The 15,434-nt window shown below is 57.7% G+C and carries 14 protein-coding genes; 8 read left to right on the top strand and 6 right to left on the bottom strand.

Translation table 11 applies throughout. The features are described from left to right. Positions 1-4 precede the first annotated feature (4 nt). From mnmG to J7416_RS09535, 4 genes are read left to right on the top strand one after another with little or no spacing between them, the layout of a single operon-like run. Positions 5-1,873: a tRNA uridine-5-carboxymethylaminomethyl(34) synthesis enzyme MnmG gene (mnmG, locus tag J7416_RS09550; RefSeq protein ID WP_209224472.1), complete on the top strand. Its 1,869-nt coding sequence runs from the start codon at positions 5-7 to the stop codon at positions 1,871-1,873. Further along, entirely contained in the window at positions 1,870-2,484 is a 615-nt protein-coding gene (gene rsmG, locus J7416_RS09545; protein ID WP_209224471.1) for a 16S rRNA (guanine(527)-N(7))-methyltransferase RsmG, read from the top strand. The genes mnmG and rsmG overlap by 4 nt, the downstream gene beginning before the upstream one ends. Beyond that, on the top strand, positions 2,477-3,277 hold the full coding sequence (locus tag J7416_RS09540) for an AAA family ATPase (protein ID WP_170426306.1): 801 nt from the start codon (positions 2,477-2,479) through the stop codon (positions 3,275-3,277). The genes rsmG and J7416_RS09540 overlap by 8 nt, the downstream gene beginning before the upstream one ends. Positions 3,278-3,297: 20 nt before the next feature. Next, positions 3,298-4,194 carry a ParB/RepB/Spo0J family partition protein gene (locus J7416_RS09535; RefSeq protein ID WP_209224470.1) on the top strand — a complete coding sequence of 299 codons (897 nt, stop codon included), beginning with the start codon at positions 3,298-3,300 and terminating at the stop codon, positions 4,192-4,194. Here J7416_RS09535 and J7416_RS09530 read toward each other — a convergent pair. The 4 genes from J7416_RS09530 to rph are packed head-to-tail and all read right to left on the bottom strand — an operon-like array spanning position 4,184 to position 7,009. Then, positions 4,184-4,537 carry a YbaN family protein gene (locus tag J7416_RS09530; protein ID WP_209224469.1) on the bottom strand — a complete coding sequence of 118 codons (354 nt, stop codon included), beginning with the start codon at positions 4,535-4,537 and terminating at the stop codon, positions 4,184-4,186. The two genes, J7416_RS09535 and J7416_RS09530, sit on opposite strands and share 11 nt — an antisense overlap. 3 nt (positions 4,538-4,540) lie before the next feature. Further along, positions 4,541-5,695, bottom strand: coding sequence for a radical SAM family heme chaperone HemW (gene hemW / locus J7416_RS09525; RefSeq protein WP_209224468.1), 1,155 nt, complete (start codon positions 5,693-5,695; stop codon positions 4,541-4,543). Next, positions 5,685-6,299 carry an RdgB/HAM1 family non-canonical purine NTP pyrophosphatase gene (gene rdgB, locus J7416_RS09520; RefSeq protein WP_209224467.1) on the bottom strand — a complete coding sequence of 205 codons (615 nt, stop codon included), beginning with the start codon at positions 6,297-6,299 and terminating at the stop codon, positions 5,685-5,687. Before rdgB ends, hemW begins: the two co-directional genes overlap by 11 nt. After that, entirely contained in the window at positions 6,296-7,009 is a 714-nt protein-coding gene (rph, locus tag J7416_RS09515; RefSeq protein WP_170426296.1) for a ribonuclease PH, read from the bottom strand. Before rph ends, rdgB begins: the two co-directional genes overlap by 4 nt. Positions 7,010-7,121: 112 nt before the next feature. Between rph and hrcA the strand changes: the two genes are divergently transcribed. Beyond that, entirely contained in the window at positions 7,122-8,186 is a 1,065-nt protein-coding gene (hrcA, locus tag J7416_RS09510; RefSeq protein WP_209224466.1) for a heat-inducible transcriptional repressor HrcA, read from the top strand. Between the two features lie 10 nt (positions 8,187-8,196). Beyond that, the gene (locus J7416_RS09505) at positions 8,197-8,760 is read left to right on the top strand and encodes a nucleotide exchange factor GrpE (protein ID WP_170468241.1); all 564 of its coding nucleotides are present in this window, start codon (positions 8,197-8,199) and stop codon (positions 8,758-8,760) included. A gap of 58 nt (positions 8,761-8,818) precedes the next feature. Here the strand turns inward: J7416_RS09505 and mutS are convergent, their stop codons facing one another. Next, positions 8,819-11,434, bottom strand: coding sequence for a DNA mismatch repair protein MutS (gene mutS, locus J7416_RS09500; RefSeq protein WP_209224538.1), 2,616 nt, complete (start codon positions 11,432-11,434; stop codon positions 8,819-8,821). A 161-nt stretch (positions 11,435-11,595) separates the two neighbouring features. Here mutS and J7416_RS09495 point away from each other — a divergent pair, with 161 nt between their 5' ends. Both J7416_RS09495 and J7416_RS09490 read left to right on the top strand, forming a co-directional pair. Further along, positions 11,596-13,851, top strand: coding sequence for an NADP-dependent malic enzyme (locus J7416_RS09495; RefSeq protein ID WP_209224465.1), 2,256 nt, complete (start codon positions 11,596-11,598; stop codon positions 13,849-13,851). A gap of 3 nt (positions 13,852-13,854) precedes the next feature. After that, a complete protein-coding gene (locus J7416_RS09490) occupies positions 13,855-14,727 on the top strand; it encodes a ribokinase (RefSeq protein WP_209224464.1) in 873 nt (290 codons plus the stop codon). On the opposite strand, the gene msrA is transcribed toward J7416_RS09490, so the two are convergent. Next, positions 14,724-15,395, bottom strand: a complete 672-nt coding sequence (gene msrA, locus J7416_RS09485) for a peptide-methionine (S)-S-oxide reductase MsrA (RefSeq protein WP_209224463.1) — start codon at positions 15,393-15,395, stop codon at positions 14,724-14,726. The two genes, J7416_RS09490 and msrA, sit on opposite strands and share 4 nt — an antisense overlap. Positions 15,396-15,434: the final 39 nt, after the last annotated feature.

The following is a 15,434-nucleotide window of genomic DNA, read 5'->3' as shown; positions in this document are numbered from 1 at the left end:
TCACGTGAAACATTCAGATTTTGACGTTGTTGTTATTGGCGCTGGTCATGCCGGGACCGAGGCGGCCCACGCGGCGGCCCGTATGGGTGTAGCGACCGCGTTGGTCACTTTGTCAGCATCCGATATCGGTGTGATGTCCTGCAACCCAGCTATTGGTGGTTTGGGTAAAGGCCACCTGGTCCGGGAAATCGATGCTATGGATGGCGTAATGGGCCGCGTCGCTGATCAGGCCGGTATCCAGTTTCGTTTGCTCAATCGCCGCAAAGGTCCAGCCGTTCAGGGCCCCAGAACGCAAGCTGACCGTGCCTTGTACCGGGCAGCAATGCAAAAAGAGACGGACAAGCAACGCAACCTGACCGTTGTGACTGGCGAGGTCACTGATTTCTTGATGCAGGGGGATCACGTTACTGGCGTCAAGTTGGCGGACGGCGCAGAAATCAAAGCAAAAACGGTCATTCTGACGTCGGGAACGTTCTTGCGTGGGGTCATCCATATCGGCGACGTCTCGCGCCCGGGTGGACGCATGGGGGACCGCCCATCCGTGAAATTGGCCGAACGATTGGATAGCTTTGAGTTGCCATTGGGGCGACTGAAGACTGGAACTCCACCCCGGTTGGATGGGCGAAGCATCGATTGGAGTGAGCTTGAACGCCAGGACGGAGACGACGAACCAACTCTGTTCTCATTCCTGTCGACCAAGGTTGTAGCGCCCCAGATCTCGTGCGGAATCACGCATACGAATGCGCGGACCCATGAAATTATCGAAAAGAACCTGTCGCGCTCCGCAATGTATGGCGGCCATATTGATGGTGTGGGACCACGCTATTGCCCGTCAATTGAAGATAAAATCGTTCGCTTTGCAGATAAGGACTCCCATCAGATCTTCCTTGAACCCGAAGGTGTAAACGATCACACGATCTATCCGAACGGGATTTCAACGTCTTTACCCCAGGATGTGCAGCACGATTATGTGCGTTCGATAAAGGGCCTTGAAGCTGCAGAAATATTGCAGCCCGGTTATGCAATTGAATATGACTACGTTGACCCGCGTGTTTTGACGTCATCACTCGCGCTGCCGGACGTCGAGGGACTATATCTAGCGGGCCAGATAAACGGGACCACAGGATACGAGGAAGCAGCAGCTCAAGGTCTCGTTGCCGGACTGAACGCAGCCCTGAAAGCAAAAGGGCAGGATCCCATTCATTTCACGCGGGCGGACAGTTACATCGGCGTGATGATTGACGATCTGACAACGCGCGGAGTGGCAGAGCCCTATCGCATGTTCACTTCGCGGGCGGAGTTCCGGCTTTCATTACGTGCGGACAACGCCGACCAGCGCCTTACTCCGATCGGGCTCGATATCGGGTGTGTGGGAGCAGAGAGGCAGGCGAAATTCTCTGAAAAAATGAAAAAACTGACGGCTGCCAAGTCAAAGCTGACAGATCAGACATTCACGCCAAAAGAGGTCCGTGCCGCTGGGATCAATGTCAATCAGGACGGAAACCGAAGGGATGGAATGGCGATTCTGGCCTTTCCGGATGTTCAATTTGACGACCTGATCCCGCTTGTGCCTGAAATCGCAAGCGTTGACCAAGAAATACGCAGACAGGTTGAACGTGACGCTTTGTATGCGAATTACATTGCGCGGCAACAAAAAGACGTTGAGGCGATGAAACGCGATGAGTCTTACGAGATTCCGCGAGATTTTGACTATTTCGCTCTTGAAGGGTTGTCTTCAGAGATGAAACAAAAGCTTTCCGATGCAAAACCCGAGAATATTGCGCAAGCAGGTCGGGTGGAGGGTGTTACGCCTGCAGCACTGACATTGGTCTTGGCCAAACTGCGCCGCGATCAAAAGGTTCGAAGGGCATGAGCGAGGCGATTTTTCGCGATTTGGATGTTTCACGTGAAACATTCGATCGCCTGTCCGCTTATGTGAAACTTGTGAAACAGTGGAATCCAAAGATAAATTTGGTTTCCCGCAACAGTCTGGAAGATATCTGGAACCGCCATATCAAGGATTCCGTTCAAGTGTATCGCTGCGCGCAGCCATATGCGTCCTGGGTGGATTTAGGGAGTGGCGGTGGCTTCCCCGGGATGGTCTGCGCCATCATGGCGATCGAAGAGGCGCCGGATGCCCAGTTTACCTTTGTTGAAAGTGATCAACGCAAGTCTGCTTTTCTGCGCAACGTTGCCCGGGAATGCCGGGCGAATTGCCGTGTTATTTCCAAGCGAATCGAAGCAGTTGATCCCTTGAATGCCGACATTCTTTCTGCGCGTGCGTTGGCGGATCTTTCCAAACTATTGTCCTTTTGTGACAGACATCTAAGCAAATCAGGGCTTGCGTTGCTGCCGAAAGGCGAAAGGTGGAAAAAAGAGCTGGAAGAGGCGCAGAGGGAATGGAATTTCGACGTTGACCCGATTACAAGTTTAACTGAGCCTCAGGCCGTTATCCTTAAGATCAAAGGAGTCACACGTGGTTGATTTATCTCGTCCCTCAGGGCCCCGGATCATAGCGGTTGCCAATCAGAAGGGCGGGGTCGGAAAGACCACAACAGCGATAAACCTTGCCGCCGGACTGGCGGAGGCCGGATGCAGAGTTCTGGTCGTAGATCTGGACCCTCAGGGGAACGCGTCAACCGGTTTGGGGGTCGAGGACCGGGACTGGACGACCTATGACCTGATTTTGGATGACGCACCGCTGGAGGCCGTTGTTCAGGAAACCGAGATCGAAGGCCTGTTTGTGGTCCCGGCCACGGTCGACCTGAGTTCGGCCGATATCGAACTCATTTCAAACGAAAAGCGCAGTTATCTGCTGCACGACGCCTTGCGTCAGACGGCAATCGACAAGTTTGACCTGGATTTCGTTCTGATCGACTGCCCGCCTTCGCTAAATCTGTTGACGGTAAACGCAATGGTTGCGGCGCATTCCGTTCTGGTGCCGCTGCAAAGCGAGTTCTTCGCTTTGGAGGGATTGTCGCAACTTATGCTGACCATTCGAGAGGTCCGTCAGACCGCGAATCCGGACCTCAGAATCGAAGGTGTTGTGTTGACGATGTATGACAACCGCAACAACTTGTCCCGCCAGGTCGAAAAAGACGCGCGTGACAATCTGGGTGAGATGGTATTTAAAACCAAGATACCCAGAAATGTGCGGGTCAGTGAGGCTCCGTCTTATGCCTTGCCCGTACTTCAGTATGACTCGGGATCGTTGGGGGCGATGGCCTATCGACATCTGGCCCGGGAAGTCATGCACAAGAACAAGAAAGCCGCCTAAGCGGCATTGAGGAGGGCGCCGTGGCCGCCAAAAAAGCAAAACCCAGAGGTTTGGGCCGGGGATTGTCCGCTTTGATGGCGGATGTAACGCAGGATTCAGAAGGTTTGAAGCCGACAGAGCCGCGTCGCCCGGATATGAAAGTTCCAATTGAAAAGCTGCGTGCGAACCCAAACCAACCCCGCAGGACGTTTTCGCCCGACCAATTGGACGAGCTGGCAGCGTCGGTCAAAGAAAAAGGCATCATTCAGCCTCTGATCGTCCGGGAAATCAGCGGTGGCGAATATGAGATCGTCGCAGGCGAACGCCGATGGCGCGCCGCCCAGATGGCGCAGTTGCACGAAATCCCAGTCATCGTGCGCGAGTTCGACGATACAGAGGTTCTGGAAGTCGCGATCATCGAAAATATCCAGCGCGCCGATCTGAACGCGGTGGAAGAGGCGGCCGGCTACAAGCAGTTGATGGACCGTTTTGGTCATACGCAGGAAAAACTGGCCGAGGCTTTGGGAAAAAGCCGCAGTCATATTGCCAACCTTTTGCGCCTGCTTTCACTGCCTATGGACGTTCAAACACTGGTGATCGAAGGCAAACTGTCCGCCGGGCACGCCCGGGCATTGATCACTGCTGAAAACCCGTCTGAGCTGGCGAAGATTGTGGTGAAAGATGGCCTGTCAGTACGCGCGACCGAAGCGCTGGTGAAGAAACATCAGCAGGGGGACGCTCCGCAAGCGGCACCGCGGTCCAGAAACCTGAATGCGGGCAAAGACGCAGACACGCGTGCACTGGAAAAGGACCTTTCGGCGATCCTGGCAATGAAAGTCGCGATCAACCATAAGGCGGGATCCGAGACCGGGCAGGTGGTTTTGACCTACGAAAATCTGGATCAGCTCGACGATCTTTGCGCCAAACTCAGCCGTTAGGGCGGGTCCAGATAAAGATCATCACGCAGCTGAGAACGACGGCCTGAATGATCAGAACGTGGGACGGCAGCGCCAGTACAACAGACAAACCAAAGACGGCGGCGACGGATAGCGTGGCCGCCTTTTTTGCGGTCGGACGTATAGCCCCCGATCGCTGCCAGTCCAGGATCATCGGACCAAAGGTCTTATGTGTGATCAGCCATGTGTGCAGGCGCGAGGATGACCGGGCAAAGAAGAATGCCGCCAAGAGCAGGAATGGAACGGTCGGAAGCAAGGGCAGGACGACCCCGATGACGGCCAGTCCGACGCAAAGCAATCCCAACGCGGCCCAGAGGTACTGCATGTTTTATCCCAACAGTTCGCGGATAACCGCATTCAGCACGGCGCGCCCGTCCTTGGTGGCGATCAGACGGCCGTTTGACCGATCTATCATGCCGATGTCTTGCAGGTCGTTCAGTATGTTTTCTGGTAGCGGTGTTGAAGAGAGAGCATTGTATCGATCAATATCTAGCCCCTCTGCGATTCTTAGACCCATCATAAGGTATTCGTTTGCCTGATCTTGGGTTGAAAGCAGGGTGCGTTCTTTTTCACCCGTTCCTTTGGATACTGCGTCCAGCCATGCGGCGGGGGACAGATAGGTTTCGGTCGCCAGCTTCTGACTGCCCAGCGTCACGCGCCCATGAGCGCCGGGACCGATGCCGACATAGTCGCCATAGCGCCAGTAGATCAGGTTGTGCAGTGATTCCGCACCCGGGCGGGCATGGTTCGAAACCTCATAGGCCGGCAACCCGTGTGCCTCGCAAATCTCTTGCGTGGCAAGGTACATGTCTGCGGCGCTGTCATCTTCGGGCAAGCCGCGCAGTTTGCCAACGGCATAGCGGTCACCAAAGGCTGTGCCGTCCTCGATTGTCAGCTGGTACAGGGACAGGTGATCGACAGCCATTGACAGTGCTTCGGTCAATTCGGCCTGCCACGCGTCTGGCGTCTGATGCTGGCGGGCATAGATCAGGTCAAAGCTGACGCGGTCAAAGCAGTTGCGTGCGATGTCAAAGGCCGCGCGAGCCTCGGCCACGGTATGGATACGACCCAGACGGCGCAAATCCTCGTCGTTCAGCGCTTGAACGCCCATCGAGATCCGGTTGACACCCGCGTCGCGATAAGCGGCGAACCGTCCGGCTTCGACTGAACCGGGGTTCGCCTCGAGCGTGATTTCCATATCATTGGCTGGTCGCCAAAGAGTGCGGGCCTGCGCAATGATCGCTTCAACGGTTTCCGGCGCCATCAGAGAGGGCGTGCCGCCGCCAAAGAAAATGGTGTTCAAAACACGGTCCGGTGTGTCCACTGCGGAACGTTTCAACTCACTCAGATACGACGTAAGCCATTGTTTTTGATCAATTTTCTTTGAAACATGGCTGTTGAAGTCGCAATAGGGGCATTTGGCCTCGCAAAATGGCCAATGCACATAAAGGCCAAAGCCCCCGTTGCGCCAATCATCCGCCAAAGCAGCCTTTCACGAACATCTCAACCGCGCGGCCGCGATGGCTGATCTTGTTCTTTTCCCAGCGATCCATCTCGGCAAAGGTAATGTCGTACCCCTCGGGAACAAACATCGGGTCATAGCCGAAACCACCCTCGCCACGGATGGGCCACACCAGATGACCTGGGGCAACACCTTCAAACACTTCGTCATGGCCGTCGGGCCAGGCCAGCACCAGTGTGCTGCGAAACTGAGCCAGGCGCGGATGCGGTGCGTTCTTTGCCTCGAGCTCATTGTGGGCGCGGGTCATGGCCATCAGAAAATCGCGGCCATTGCCAGTTTCCGCCCAATCGGCGGTGTAAACACCTGGTGCGCCGTCCAGCGCGTCGATGGTGATCCCGGAATCGTCCGACAGGGCAGGCAGGCCAGTGGCTTGTGCGGCGGCATGTGCCTTGATCCGGGCGTTGCCGACGAATGTATCTTCGGTTTCCTCGGGTTCGGGCAGGTCCATCTCGGACGCGCCAACAACCGTCACACCAAAGGGTTCGAGGAGATGTGCCATCTCCTCGAGCTTGCCTTTGTTATGCGTGGCGACCAGCAGCCTGTCGCTGTCGAACTTGCGGGTCATGCGGTGGCGGCCTTTTGTGCCGCCGCCAGCTCGCCCACACCTTTTTCAGCCAGATCCATCAACTGGTCCATCTGCGCGCGGCTAAAGACCGAACCTTCGGCGCTCATTTGCACTTCGATCAGCTTGCCGGAACCGGTCATGATGAAGTTGCCGTCGACGCCTGCTTCGCTGTCTTCGGGATAATCCAGATCCAGCACCGGCTGACCGGCATAGATACCACAGGAGACCGCGGCGACAGGATCTACAAGCGGATCAGTGATGACATCGCCTGCCTTCATCAGCTTGTTCACCGCAAGGCGCAGCGCAACCCAGCCACCAGTGATCGAAGCACAACGCGTACCTCCATCTGCCTGGATCACGTCGCAATCCACGGTGATCTGACGCTCACCCAGGGCAACGCGGTCCACGCCTGCACGAAGGGCACGGCCGATCAGGCGCTGGATTTCGACAGTGCGGCCGCCTTGCTTGCCTGATGCTGCCTCACGCCGCATGCGGGTGTTGGTCGCGCGGGGCAGCATGCCGTATTCGGCGGTGACCCAGCCCAGGCCCGAACCCTTGATGAACGGTGGCACGCGATCCTCGATCGTTGCGGTGCACAGAACATGGGTATCGCCCATTTTGATCAGGCAGGAACCTTCGGCATGTTTGGTAAAGCCGGTTTCAATGGAAACCGCGCGCATTTCATTTAGATCACGTCCTGAGGGTCGCATGGAAAATCCTTTGTTTGCTGGCTTGGGGATAACGTCCCCGTGCCTTAGGATGCAACCCCGATTGACCTTTCATGCGCCTGCGATTTAATGCCAATCCAGCAGAGGATTGCCGATGAGCAAAGCAACACGAGTTCTGGACGAAATGAACGACCGGTCACGCGAGGTGTTCCGGCTGATCGTTGAGAGCTATTTGGACAGTGGGGAACCGGTCGGAAGTCGCACGCTGACCCGCACGTTGTCGGAGAAGGTCAGCGCCGCGACCGTGCGAAACGTCATGCAGGATCTGGAGTTTCTGGGCCTTCTCGACAGTCCACATGTCAGCGCGGGAAGGATTCCAACGCAGCAGGGGCTGCGGATGTTCGTCGACGGATTGTTGGAAGTTGGTGATCTGGGCGCTGATGACCGGCAAAAACTAGACGAGACATTAGGCTCTAACGCGGGCGATGTGGGCGGAATGTTGGACCGTGTGGGGTCTGCCTTGTCACACGTGACACAAGGCGCATCGTTGGTTCTGACGCCGAAGCATGAGACCGAAATCAAACATATCGAGTTCGTGTCCTTGGCCCATGACCGGGCACTGGTCGTTCTGGTCTTTGGGGATGGCCACGTTGAAAACCGCCTCTTCACGCCTCCACCAGGTCAGACGCCCAGTTCTATGCGCGAGGCGGCGAATTTTCTGAACGCCCTGATCGAAGGGCGTACGCTCAGTGACGTGCGCCGGCAGATGCAGACACAGATCAAAGCCCGAAAACAAGAGATCGATGTCCTTGCCCGTGAGATGGTCGAAAGTGGCATGGCCGCGTGGGACGGGGACGGGACCGACTCGGCCCGTTTGATTGTGCGTGGGCGGGCGAATCTGTTGGGAGAACCGGGTGAAGCCGAAGAGTTGGACCGAATCCGAACCTTATTTGATGACCTCGAACGCAAGCAGGACATCGCCGAATTCCTTGAATTGACCGAGGAAGGCGAGGGTGTGCGCATTTTTATCGGGTCTGAGAACAAACTTTTCTCACTTTCGGGTTCCTCTTTGGTGGTGTCTCCATATATGAACGCTGATCGAAAGATAATTGGTGCGGTTGGGGTCATCGGGCCCACGCGTCTGAATTATGGACGGATCGTGCCGATCGTGGATTATACGGCGCAACTGGTCGGCAAACTGATTTCCGACCGGAGCTAGAGGGTAAGAGATGGCAGAGCCCAAGAACGAAGATTTTCTGGACGATATCGCAACCGCCGAGGCGGAAGAGCTGGCCGAGGAATTTGCCGAGATCAGCGAAGAGGCGCTGGAAATTGATGCGCTACGTGCTGAGCGGGACGATTTCAAGGACAAATTCATGCGCGCCCTGGCGGATGCAGAAAACGCGCGCAAGCGGGGCGACAAGGCCCGCCGTGATGCGGAACAGTATGGCGGTTCGAAACTGGCCCGTGACATGCTGCCGGTTTACGACAACATGAAACGTGCGCTTGAGGCCGCGACCGACGAGCAGAAAGAAGTGGCAGGACCTCTTCTGGAAGGTGTCGAACTGACTATGCGCGCGCTGAAGGATGTGTTCCAGAAGCACGGGATTGAAGTGATCACGCCAGAAGTTGGCGACCGGTTCGATCCGAATATCCACGAAGCTATGTTCGAAGCGCCTGTTCCCGGCACCCGCGCCGGTGACATCATTCAGGTTTCGGCCGAGGGCTTCATGCTGCACGATCGGCTGCTGCGTCCGGCGCAGGTTGGCGTGTCTTCAACGCCTGCAAGCTGATTGGCTTCATCGAAGCCAAGCCTTCGGCGAGAGTATTTTTGAAAAGATGAAGGGGCGGTCAGGATTTGGCCGCCTCTTTCAGTTTGTAGACCAGGTCGAGTGCTTCGCGCGGGGTCAGTTCGTCCGGCAGAATTTCGTCAAGCATGTCAGTGACAGGTGATGCCTTGGGTGCAGGTGGTGGGGGAGGTGGCGCAGCCGAAAACAAAGGCAGATCATCGATCAGTGCTTTTTGTTTGCCGCCTTCGCGTTCTGTTTTCTCCAGCTGGTCCAGTACGATACGGGCGCGTTCAACGACCGATGCGGGCAGTCCGGCCAATTGGGCGACTTGTACACCGTAGGATCGGTCGGCTGCGCCTTTGTGGACTTCATGCAGGAAGATGACTTCGCCTTCCCATTCTTTCACCGCGACGGTGGCGTTTTCGACGCCTTCCAGTTTTCCGGCCAGAGCGGTGAGCTCATGATAATGTGTTGCAAACAAGGCCCGGCATTTGTTGGAGGCATGCAAGTGTTCCAGCGTAGCCCAGGCGATGGACAGGCCATCATAGGTGGCCGTACCACGGCCGATTTCATCCAGAATGACAAGGGCACGGTCGTCTGCTTGATTGAGGATGGCGGCGGTTTCCACCATCTCGACCATAAAGGTCGAACGCCCTCGTGCCAGATCATCAGACGCGCCGACGCGGCTGAAGAGTTGGCTGACCATGCCGATATGCGCCTGTTCGGCCGGGACATAGCTGCCCATCTGGGCCAGCAGCGCGATTAAGGCGTTCTGACGCAGGAAGGTTGATTTACCGGCCATGTTGGGACCGGTCAGCAGCCAGATCGCCGCGCCTTCGTCAGCGCTTAGATCGCAGTCGTTGGCGATGAAAGCATCGCCGTTTTGCTGACGCAGTGCGTGTTCGACGACCGGGTGGCGACCGCCCTGCACATCGAAGGCGCGCGATGTGTCGACTTGCGGGCGGCACCAGCTTTCGCCGCGCGCCAGATCGGCGAGGGCGGTCGTGAGATCCAGCTCGGCCAGCCCGCGGGCAGCTTGGTTCAGGCGGGCAGCGAGGGCCAGAATCTTGTCAGATAGCCTTTGATAGAGCCGCTTTTCGATCTCAAGCGCCAGATTTCCGGCGTTCAGGATGCGGGTTTCGATCTCGGACAGTTCCACGGTCGTGAATCGCACCTGATTGGCCGTGGTTTGGCGGTGGATATAGGTCTCAGAGAACGGCGGGTTCAGCATTTTCTCGGCATGGGTGGCTGTGGTTTCGATGAAATAGCCCAGTACGTTGTTGTGCTTGATCTTTAACGAAGTGATGCCGGTATGTTCCGCATATTTCTGCTGAAACCCAGCAATGACCGAGCGGCCTTCGTCGCGCAGGGTGCGGGCCTCGTCCAGTTCGGCGTCAAAACCGGGGGCGATAAAGCCGCCATCGCGCGCCAGAAGGGGCGGTTCGGCGACAAGAGCTTTGTCCAGCAGATTCAGCAAATCGTCAAAGCCGACAAGATTTTGCAAAGCGGTCGCCAGCAGAACCGGCAGGTCCTGAGCGTCGCAAATCCCGGCAATCGCTGCCGCTTGGGTCAGACCGTTGCGGATAGCGGCCAGATCGCGGGGACCACCACGGTCCAGCGAAAGACGAGACAAGGCCCGGTCCAGATCGGGCGTTTTCCGCAGTGCCTCGCGCAGGTCCGAGGCGGTAAGGCTGTCCTCGGCGGCAAAACTCACGGCGTCGAGCCGGGCATGGATTACGTCCAGATTGCGGGAGGGGCTGGACAGGCGTTGTTCCAGCAAACGTGCGCCGCTCGGCGTTACGGTCCGGTCAACCACCGACAGCAGCGACCCGGCGCGGCCGCCGGACAGGGACCGGGTCAGTTCCAGGTTGCGCCGAGTGGCGGCGTCAATCTGGACCACGCGGTCCTCGGATTCCTTAAGTGGGGTTTGCAGCAGGGGCAGTTTGCCCTTTTGCGTGATTTCCAGATAGTCGATCAGCGCGCCCATGGCCGAGATTTCGGCGCGCCCAAAATTGCCGAACGCATCCAGCGCACCCACGTGAAACAATCCGCAGATGCGTTTTTCCGCCGCAGTACTGTCGAAACTGGCTCGCCCAATCGGGGTCAGCGAAATCCCCAGATCGCGTACCGTTTCCTGCAGGGCCTGTTCCATACCATCGCCCACGATCAGTTCTGACGGGGCCAGCCGCGCCAGTTCCGGGCTGAGGCGCACGGATGTCAAAGGCATCACGTGAAACGCCCCGGTTGAGATATCGGCCCAGGCCAGCGCAGCGTCATCCCGGACCTCGGCGTAAGCTGCCAAAAAGTTGTGGCGGCGGGCTTCCAGCAGGGCATCCTCGGTCAGCGTGCCGGGGGTCACCAGACGCACGACATCGCGCTTTACGACTGATTTAGAGCCTCTTTTCTTCGCCTCAGCGGGACTTTCCATCTGTTCGCAAACGGCAACACGGAACCCTTTCCGGATCAGTGTCAGCAAATACCCTTCGGCGGAATGCACCGGCACGCCGCACATCGGAATGTCGGTTCCGTTGTGTTTACCGCGTTTGGTCAGGGCGATATCCAGCGCCTCGGCGGCGTTCACGGCGTCCTCAAAAAACATCTCGTAGAAGTCGCCCATACGGTAAAACAGCAGGGCATCGGCATGGGCCTCTTTGATCTCGAGATATTGCGCCATCATCGGCGTGACTGTGGACAAGGTGGCCCCCTTCTGGCGTATTCCGGTCGCGACCTTACAAATCCACCCTTCTGGACGAAAGGTGAAAAGTATTGTCGTTGAGACAAGCGCGCGCCTGCGCTATGAGGCGAAAGTCCCGCAGATGTAAAGAAACGACCCATTCCATGCCCAAAGCGAAGATCACTAAAGAAGAGGCGCTGGCCTTTCACCTCGACCCGACCCCCGGCAAGTGGGAGGTGCAGGCCACCGTTCCCATGACCACGCAGCGCGATCTGTCGCTGGCCTACAGTCCCGGCGTCGCTGTTCCATGTGAAGCCATCGCCGAAGCGCCCGAGACGGCCTATGACTATACCAACAAGGGCAACCTGGTGGCGGTGATCTCGAACGGGACCGCGGTTCTGGGCCTTGGCAATCTGGGCGCGCTGGGCTCAAAACCGGTGATGGAGGGGAAATCTGTCCTGTTCAAACGGTTCGCCGACGTGAACTCGATCGATATCGAGTTGGACACCGAAGATCCGGATGAGTTCTGCCGCGCCGTGCGCCTGATGGGGCCGACTTTTGGGGGCATCAACCTCGAAGACATCAAGGCGCCGGAGTGTTTCATCATCGAACAGCGTCTGAAGGAAGAGATGGATATTCCTGTCTTCCATGACGATCAGCATGGTACAGCGGTGATTTGTGCGGCGGGATTGCTGAACGCGCTGCGCATTTCGGGCAAGAAGATCGAGGATGTGAAGATCGTTCTGAACGGGGCGGGTGCTGCGGGTATTGCCTGTATCGAACTGCTCAAAGCGATGGGCGCGCGACACGAGAACTGCATTGTCTGCGACACCAAGGGTGTAATCTATCAGGGCCGGACCGAGGGTATGAACCAGTGGAAGTCGGCGCATGCCATCACCACTGATCTGCGGACTCTGGAAGACGCAATGAAAGACGCGGACGTCTTCCTTGGCGTGTCGGTCAAAGGGGCGGTCACACAGGATATGGTTGCCAGCATGGCTGACAATCCGGTGATTTTTGCGATGGCGAACCCGGATCCAGAGATTACTCCGGAAGAAGCGCACGAAGTACGTGTTGATGCCATCGTCGCTACCGGACGCAGCGACTATCCGAACCAGGTGAACAACGTGTTGGGTTTCCCCTACCTGTTCCGTGGCGCTTTGGATATTCACGCCCGCGCCATCAACGACGAAATGAAGATAGCCTGCGCCCATGCGCTGGCCAATCTGGCGCGCGAGGATGTGCCGGATGAGGTTGCGATGGCCTATGGCAAGTCGCTGACGTTTGGCCGGGATTACATCATCCCAACCCCGTTCGATCCGCGTCTGATCCACCGTATTCCGCCCGCCGTCGCCAAGGCGGGGATGGATACCGGTGCGGCTCGGCGTCCGATCATCGACATGGATGCGTACGAGCTGAGCCTGAAATCCCGCATGGATCCGACCGCCAGCATCCTGCGCGGCCTGAACGCCCGTGCCCGTGCCGCCCAAAGCCGGATGATCTTTGCTGAGGGCGACGATCCCCGCGTCTTGCGCGCAGCGGTGATGTATCAGCGTTCCGGATTTGGCAAAGCGCTGGTCGTTGGCCGCCCTGACGATGTCAAGGAAAAGCTGGAAGCCGCCGGTCTGGGCGACGCGGTGCGCGAGTTGGAAGTGATTAACGCCGCCACGACCACGCACCTCGATACTTACAAAGACTTCCTGTACAAGCGACTTCAGCGCAGGGGGTTTGACCGCAAGGACATTCACCGACTTGCGGCAACGGATCGCCACGTATTCTCATCGCTGATGCTGGCGCACGGTCACGCCGATGGCATGGTCTCAGGCGCCACACGTAAGTCCGCGCATGTGTTGGACCGGATCAATCATGTCTTTGATGCTGATGCCGAACATGGTGCGGTTGGCGTGACTGCGTTGCTGCACAAGGGCCGTATCGTTCTGATCGGCGATACGTTGGTGCATGAATGGCCGGACGAAAACGATTTGGCCAACATCGCGGAACGGTCCGCCGCAGTCGCCCGGCACATGGGTCTGGAACCGCGTGTGGCTTTTGTCAGCTTCTCGACCTTTGGCTATCCGGTGTCCGAGCGTGCCGAGAAGATGCATGTCGCGCCTGAGGTTCTGGACCAACGCGGTGTCGACTTTGAGTACGAAGGTGAGATGACCGTGGACGTTGCGCTGAACGTCGATCAGCAAGAGGCTTATCCGTTCTCACGCCTGACAGGGCCGGCCAATATCCTGATCGTGCCTGCGCGCCACTCGGCCTCGATCTCGACCAAGCTGATGCAAGAGATGGGTGAGGCCACAGTCATTGGCCCGATCCTTTCGGGTATCGACAAGCCGATCCAGATTTGCTCGACCGTGTCGACCGCGAATGACATCCTGAACATGGCCATTCTGGCCGCTTGCGATATTGGATAAGCCGTGACGATCTGGAACCTAGGCTCGATCAATGCGGATATGGTCTATGGCCTGCCGCATCTGCCCAGTGCCGGTGAAACCCTGGCCGCCCTGAACCTTGAGCGGTTTCTGGGCGGAAAAGGCGCGAACATGTCCGTCGCTGCGGCGCGGGCCGGATCCCGGGTGGCGCATATTGGTGGCATTGGGTCGGATGGGCGCTGGGCGCTGGATCGCATGACCGAATATGGCGTCGACACGCGGTTCATCGCGCAGGTCGGCGTGCCGACAGGTCACGCCATCATTGCCGTGGACGCTGAGGGCGAAAACCAGATCATTCTGTATCCCGGAGCGAACCACGCCATCGCGCAGGATCAGCTGGGTCAGGCGCTGTCGCAGGCTGTTCCGGGCGATCTGCTTGTTATGCAGAACGAAACCAACGCTCAGGTCGAGGCTGCCCGCATGGGACGCGATTTGGGATTGACCGTCTGCTATGCCGCGGCACCGTTTCAGGCCGATGCGGTACAGGCCGTCTTGCCCTATCTCGACTTTCTGATCCTGAACGAGGTAGAGGCGGAACAGCTGCGTGAAAGCACGGGATTGTCGGTATCCGATCTGCCGGTACAGCATGTTCTGGTGACGCTAGGGTCGAAAGGTGCACGGTATCTTCCCAAAGATGGCGAGGTGCTGGAGATTCCGGCGCACAAGGTAAAAGCCGTGGATACGACCGGTGCGGGGGACACCTTCACGGGCTATGTTCTGGCCGGTATGGATCGGGGGCTGCCGATGCCTCAGGCCATCTCACAAGCAAATCGTGCCGCGGCCCTGATGGTCACGCGGCACGGTACGGCGGATGTGATCCCGGACCTCAAAGAGGTGCTTGAGGCCCGTTTCACTTAGGATCCGACAAAGGGTGCGTTGCTGCCCCACAGTTGCTTGACACGTGCGTCGCGTCCGCAGGCCTTGCGGTAGGCTTTGTACGCGTTCTTCTGACGTTTGGGCCCAAAGCGCGTCAGCACCAGCTTGTCACCTTTGTAGTAGTCCTGGTGGTAAGCCTCGGCCGGATAAAAGGCACCTGCGTCCAGAATTGGAGTGACAACGGTCTGACCCAAGGCCTGCTGTGCATTGGCCTTAGCCTTTTGCGCCAGCGTCTTTTCCCCAGCGTTAGAGACGAATATTGCCGTGCGATAGCTGTCGCCGCGGTCGCAGAACTGACCGCCCGCATCCGTTGGATCGACCGAGCGGAAGAACATGTTCAGCAACGTTTCCCGGGAAACGCGGGCCGGATCGAACGTGATCTGAACGGCCTCGTAGTGGCCGGTGCCCCCTTTGGAAACCTGATCATAGGTCGGATTGGCCGATTTACCGCCGGTATAGCCCGAGACGGCCCCAATCACGCCGGGTACGGATTCAAAGTCGGATTCGACACACCAAAAACATCCTCCGGCAACCGTCAGGGTTTCCGTGCCTGCGGCAGGCGCGGGCAGGGCGCGCAACATCGCGGCAAGCGCAATAAGGACAAACAGAAGCGTAGGTTTAAAGAAATCGAGGTAAGCAGTCCGGTTCATGGCAGATCTCCTTCTGGGATCAGGCTGCCCGGACTTTTT

The organism is Ruegeria sp. R14_0, from assembly GCF_017743975.1.
In the GTDB taxonomy this organism is placed as follows: Bacteria; Pseudomonadota; Alphaproteobacteria; order Rhodobacterales; family Rhodobacteraceae; genus Ruegeria.
Note: the sequence above shows the minus strand (reverse complement) of the source record. Positions and strands in the feature narration are given on the sequence as shown.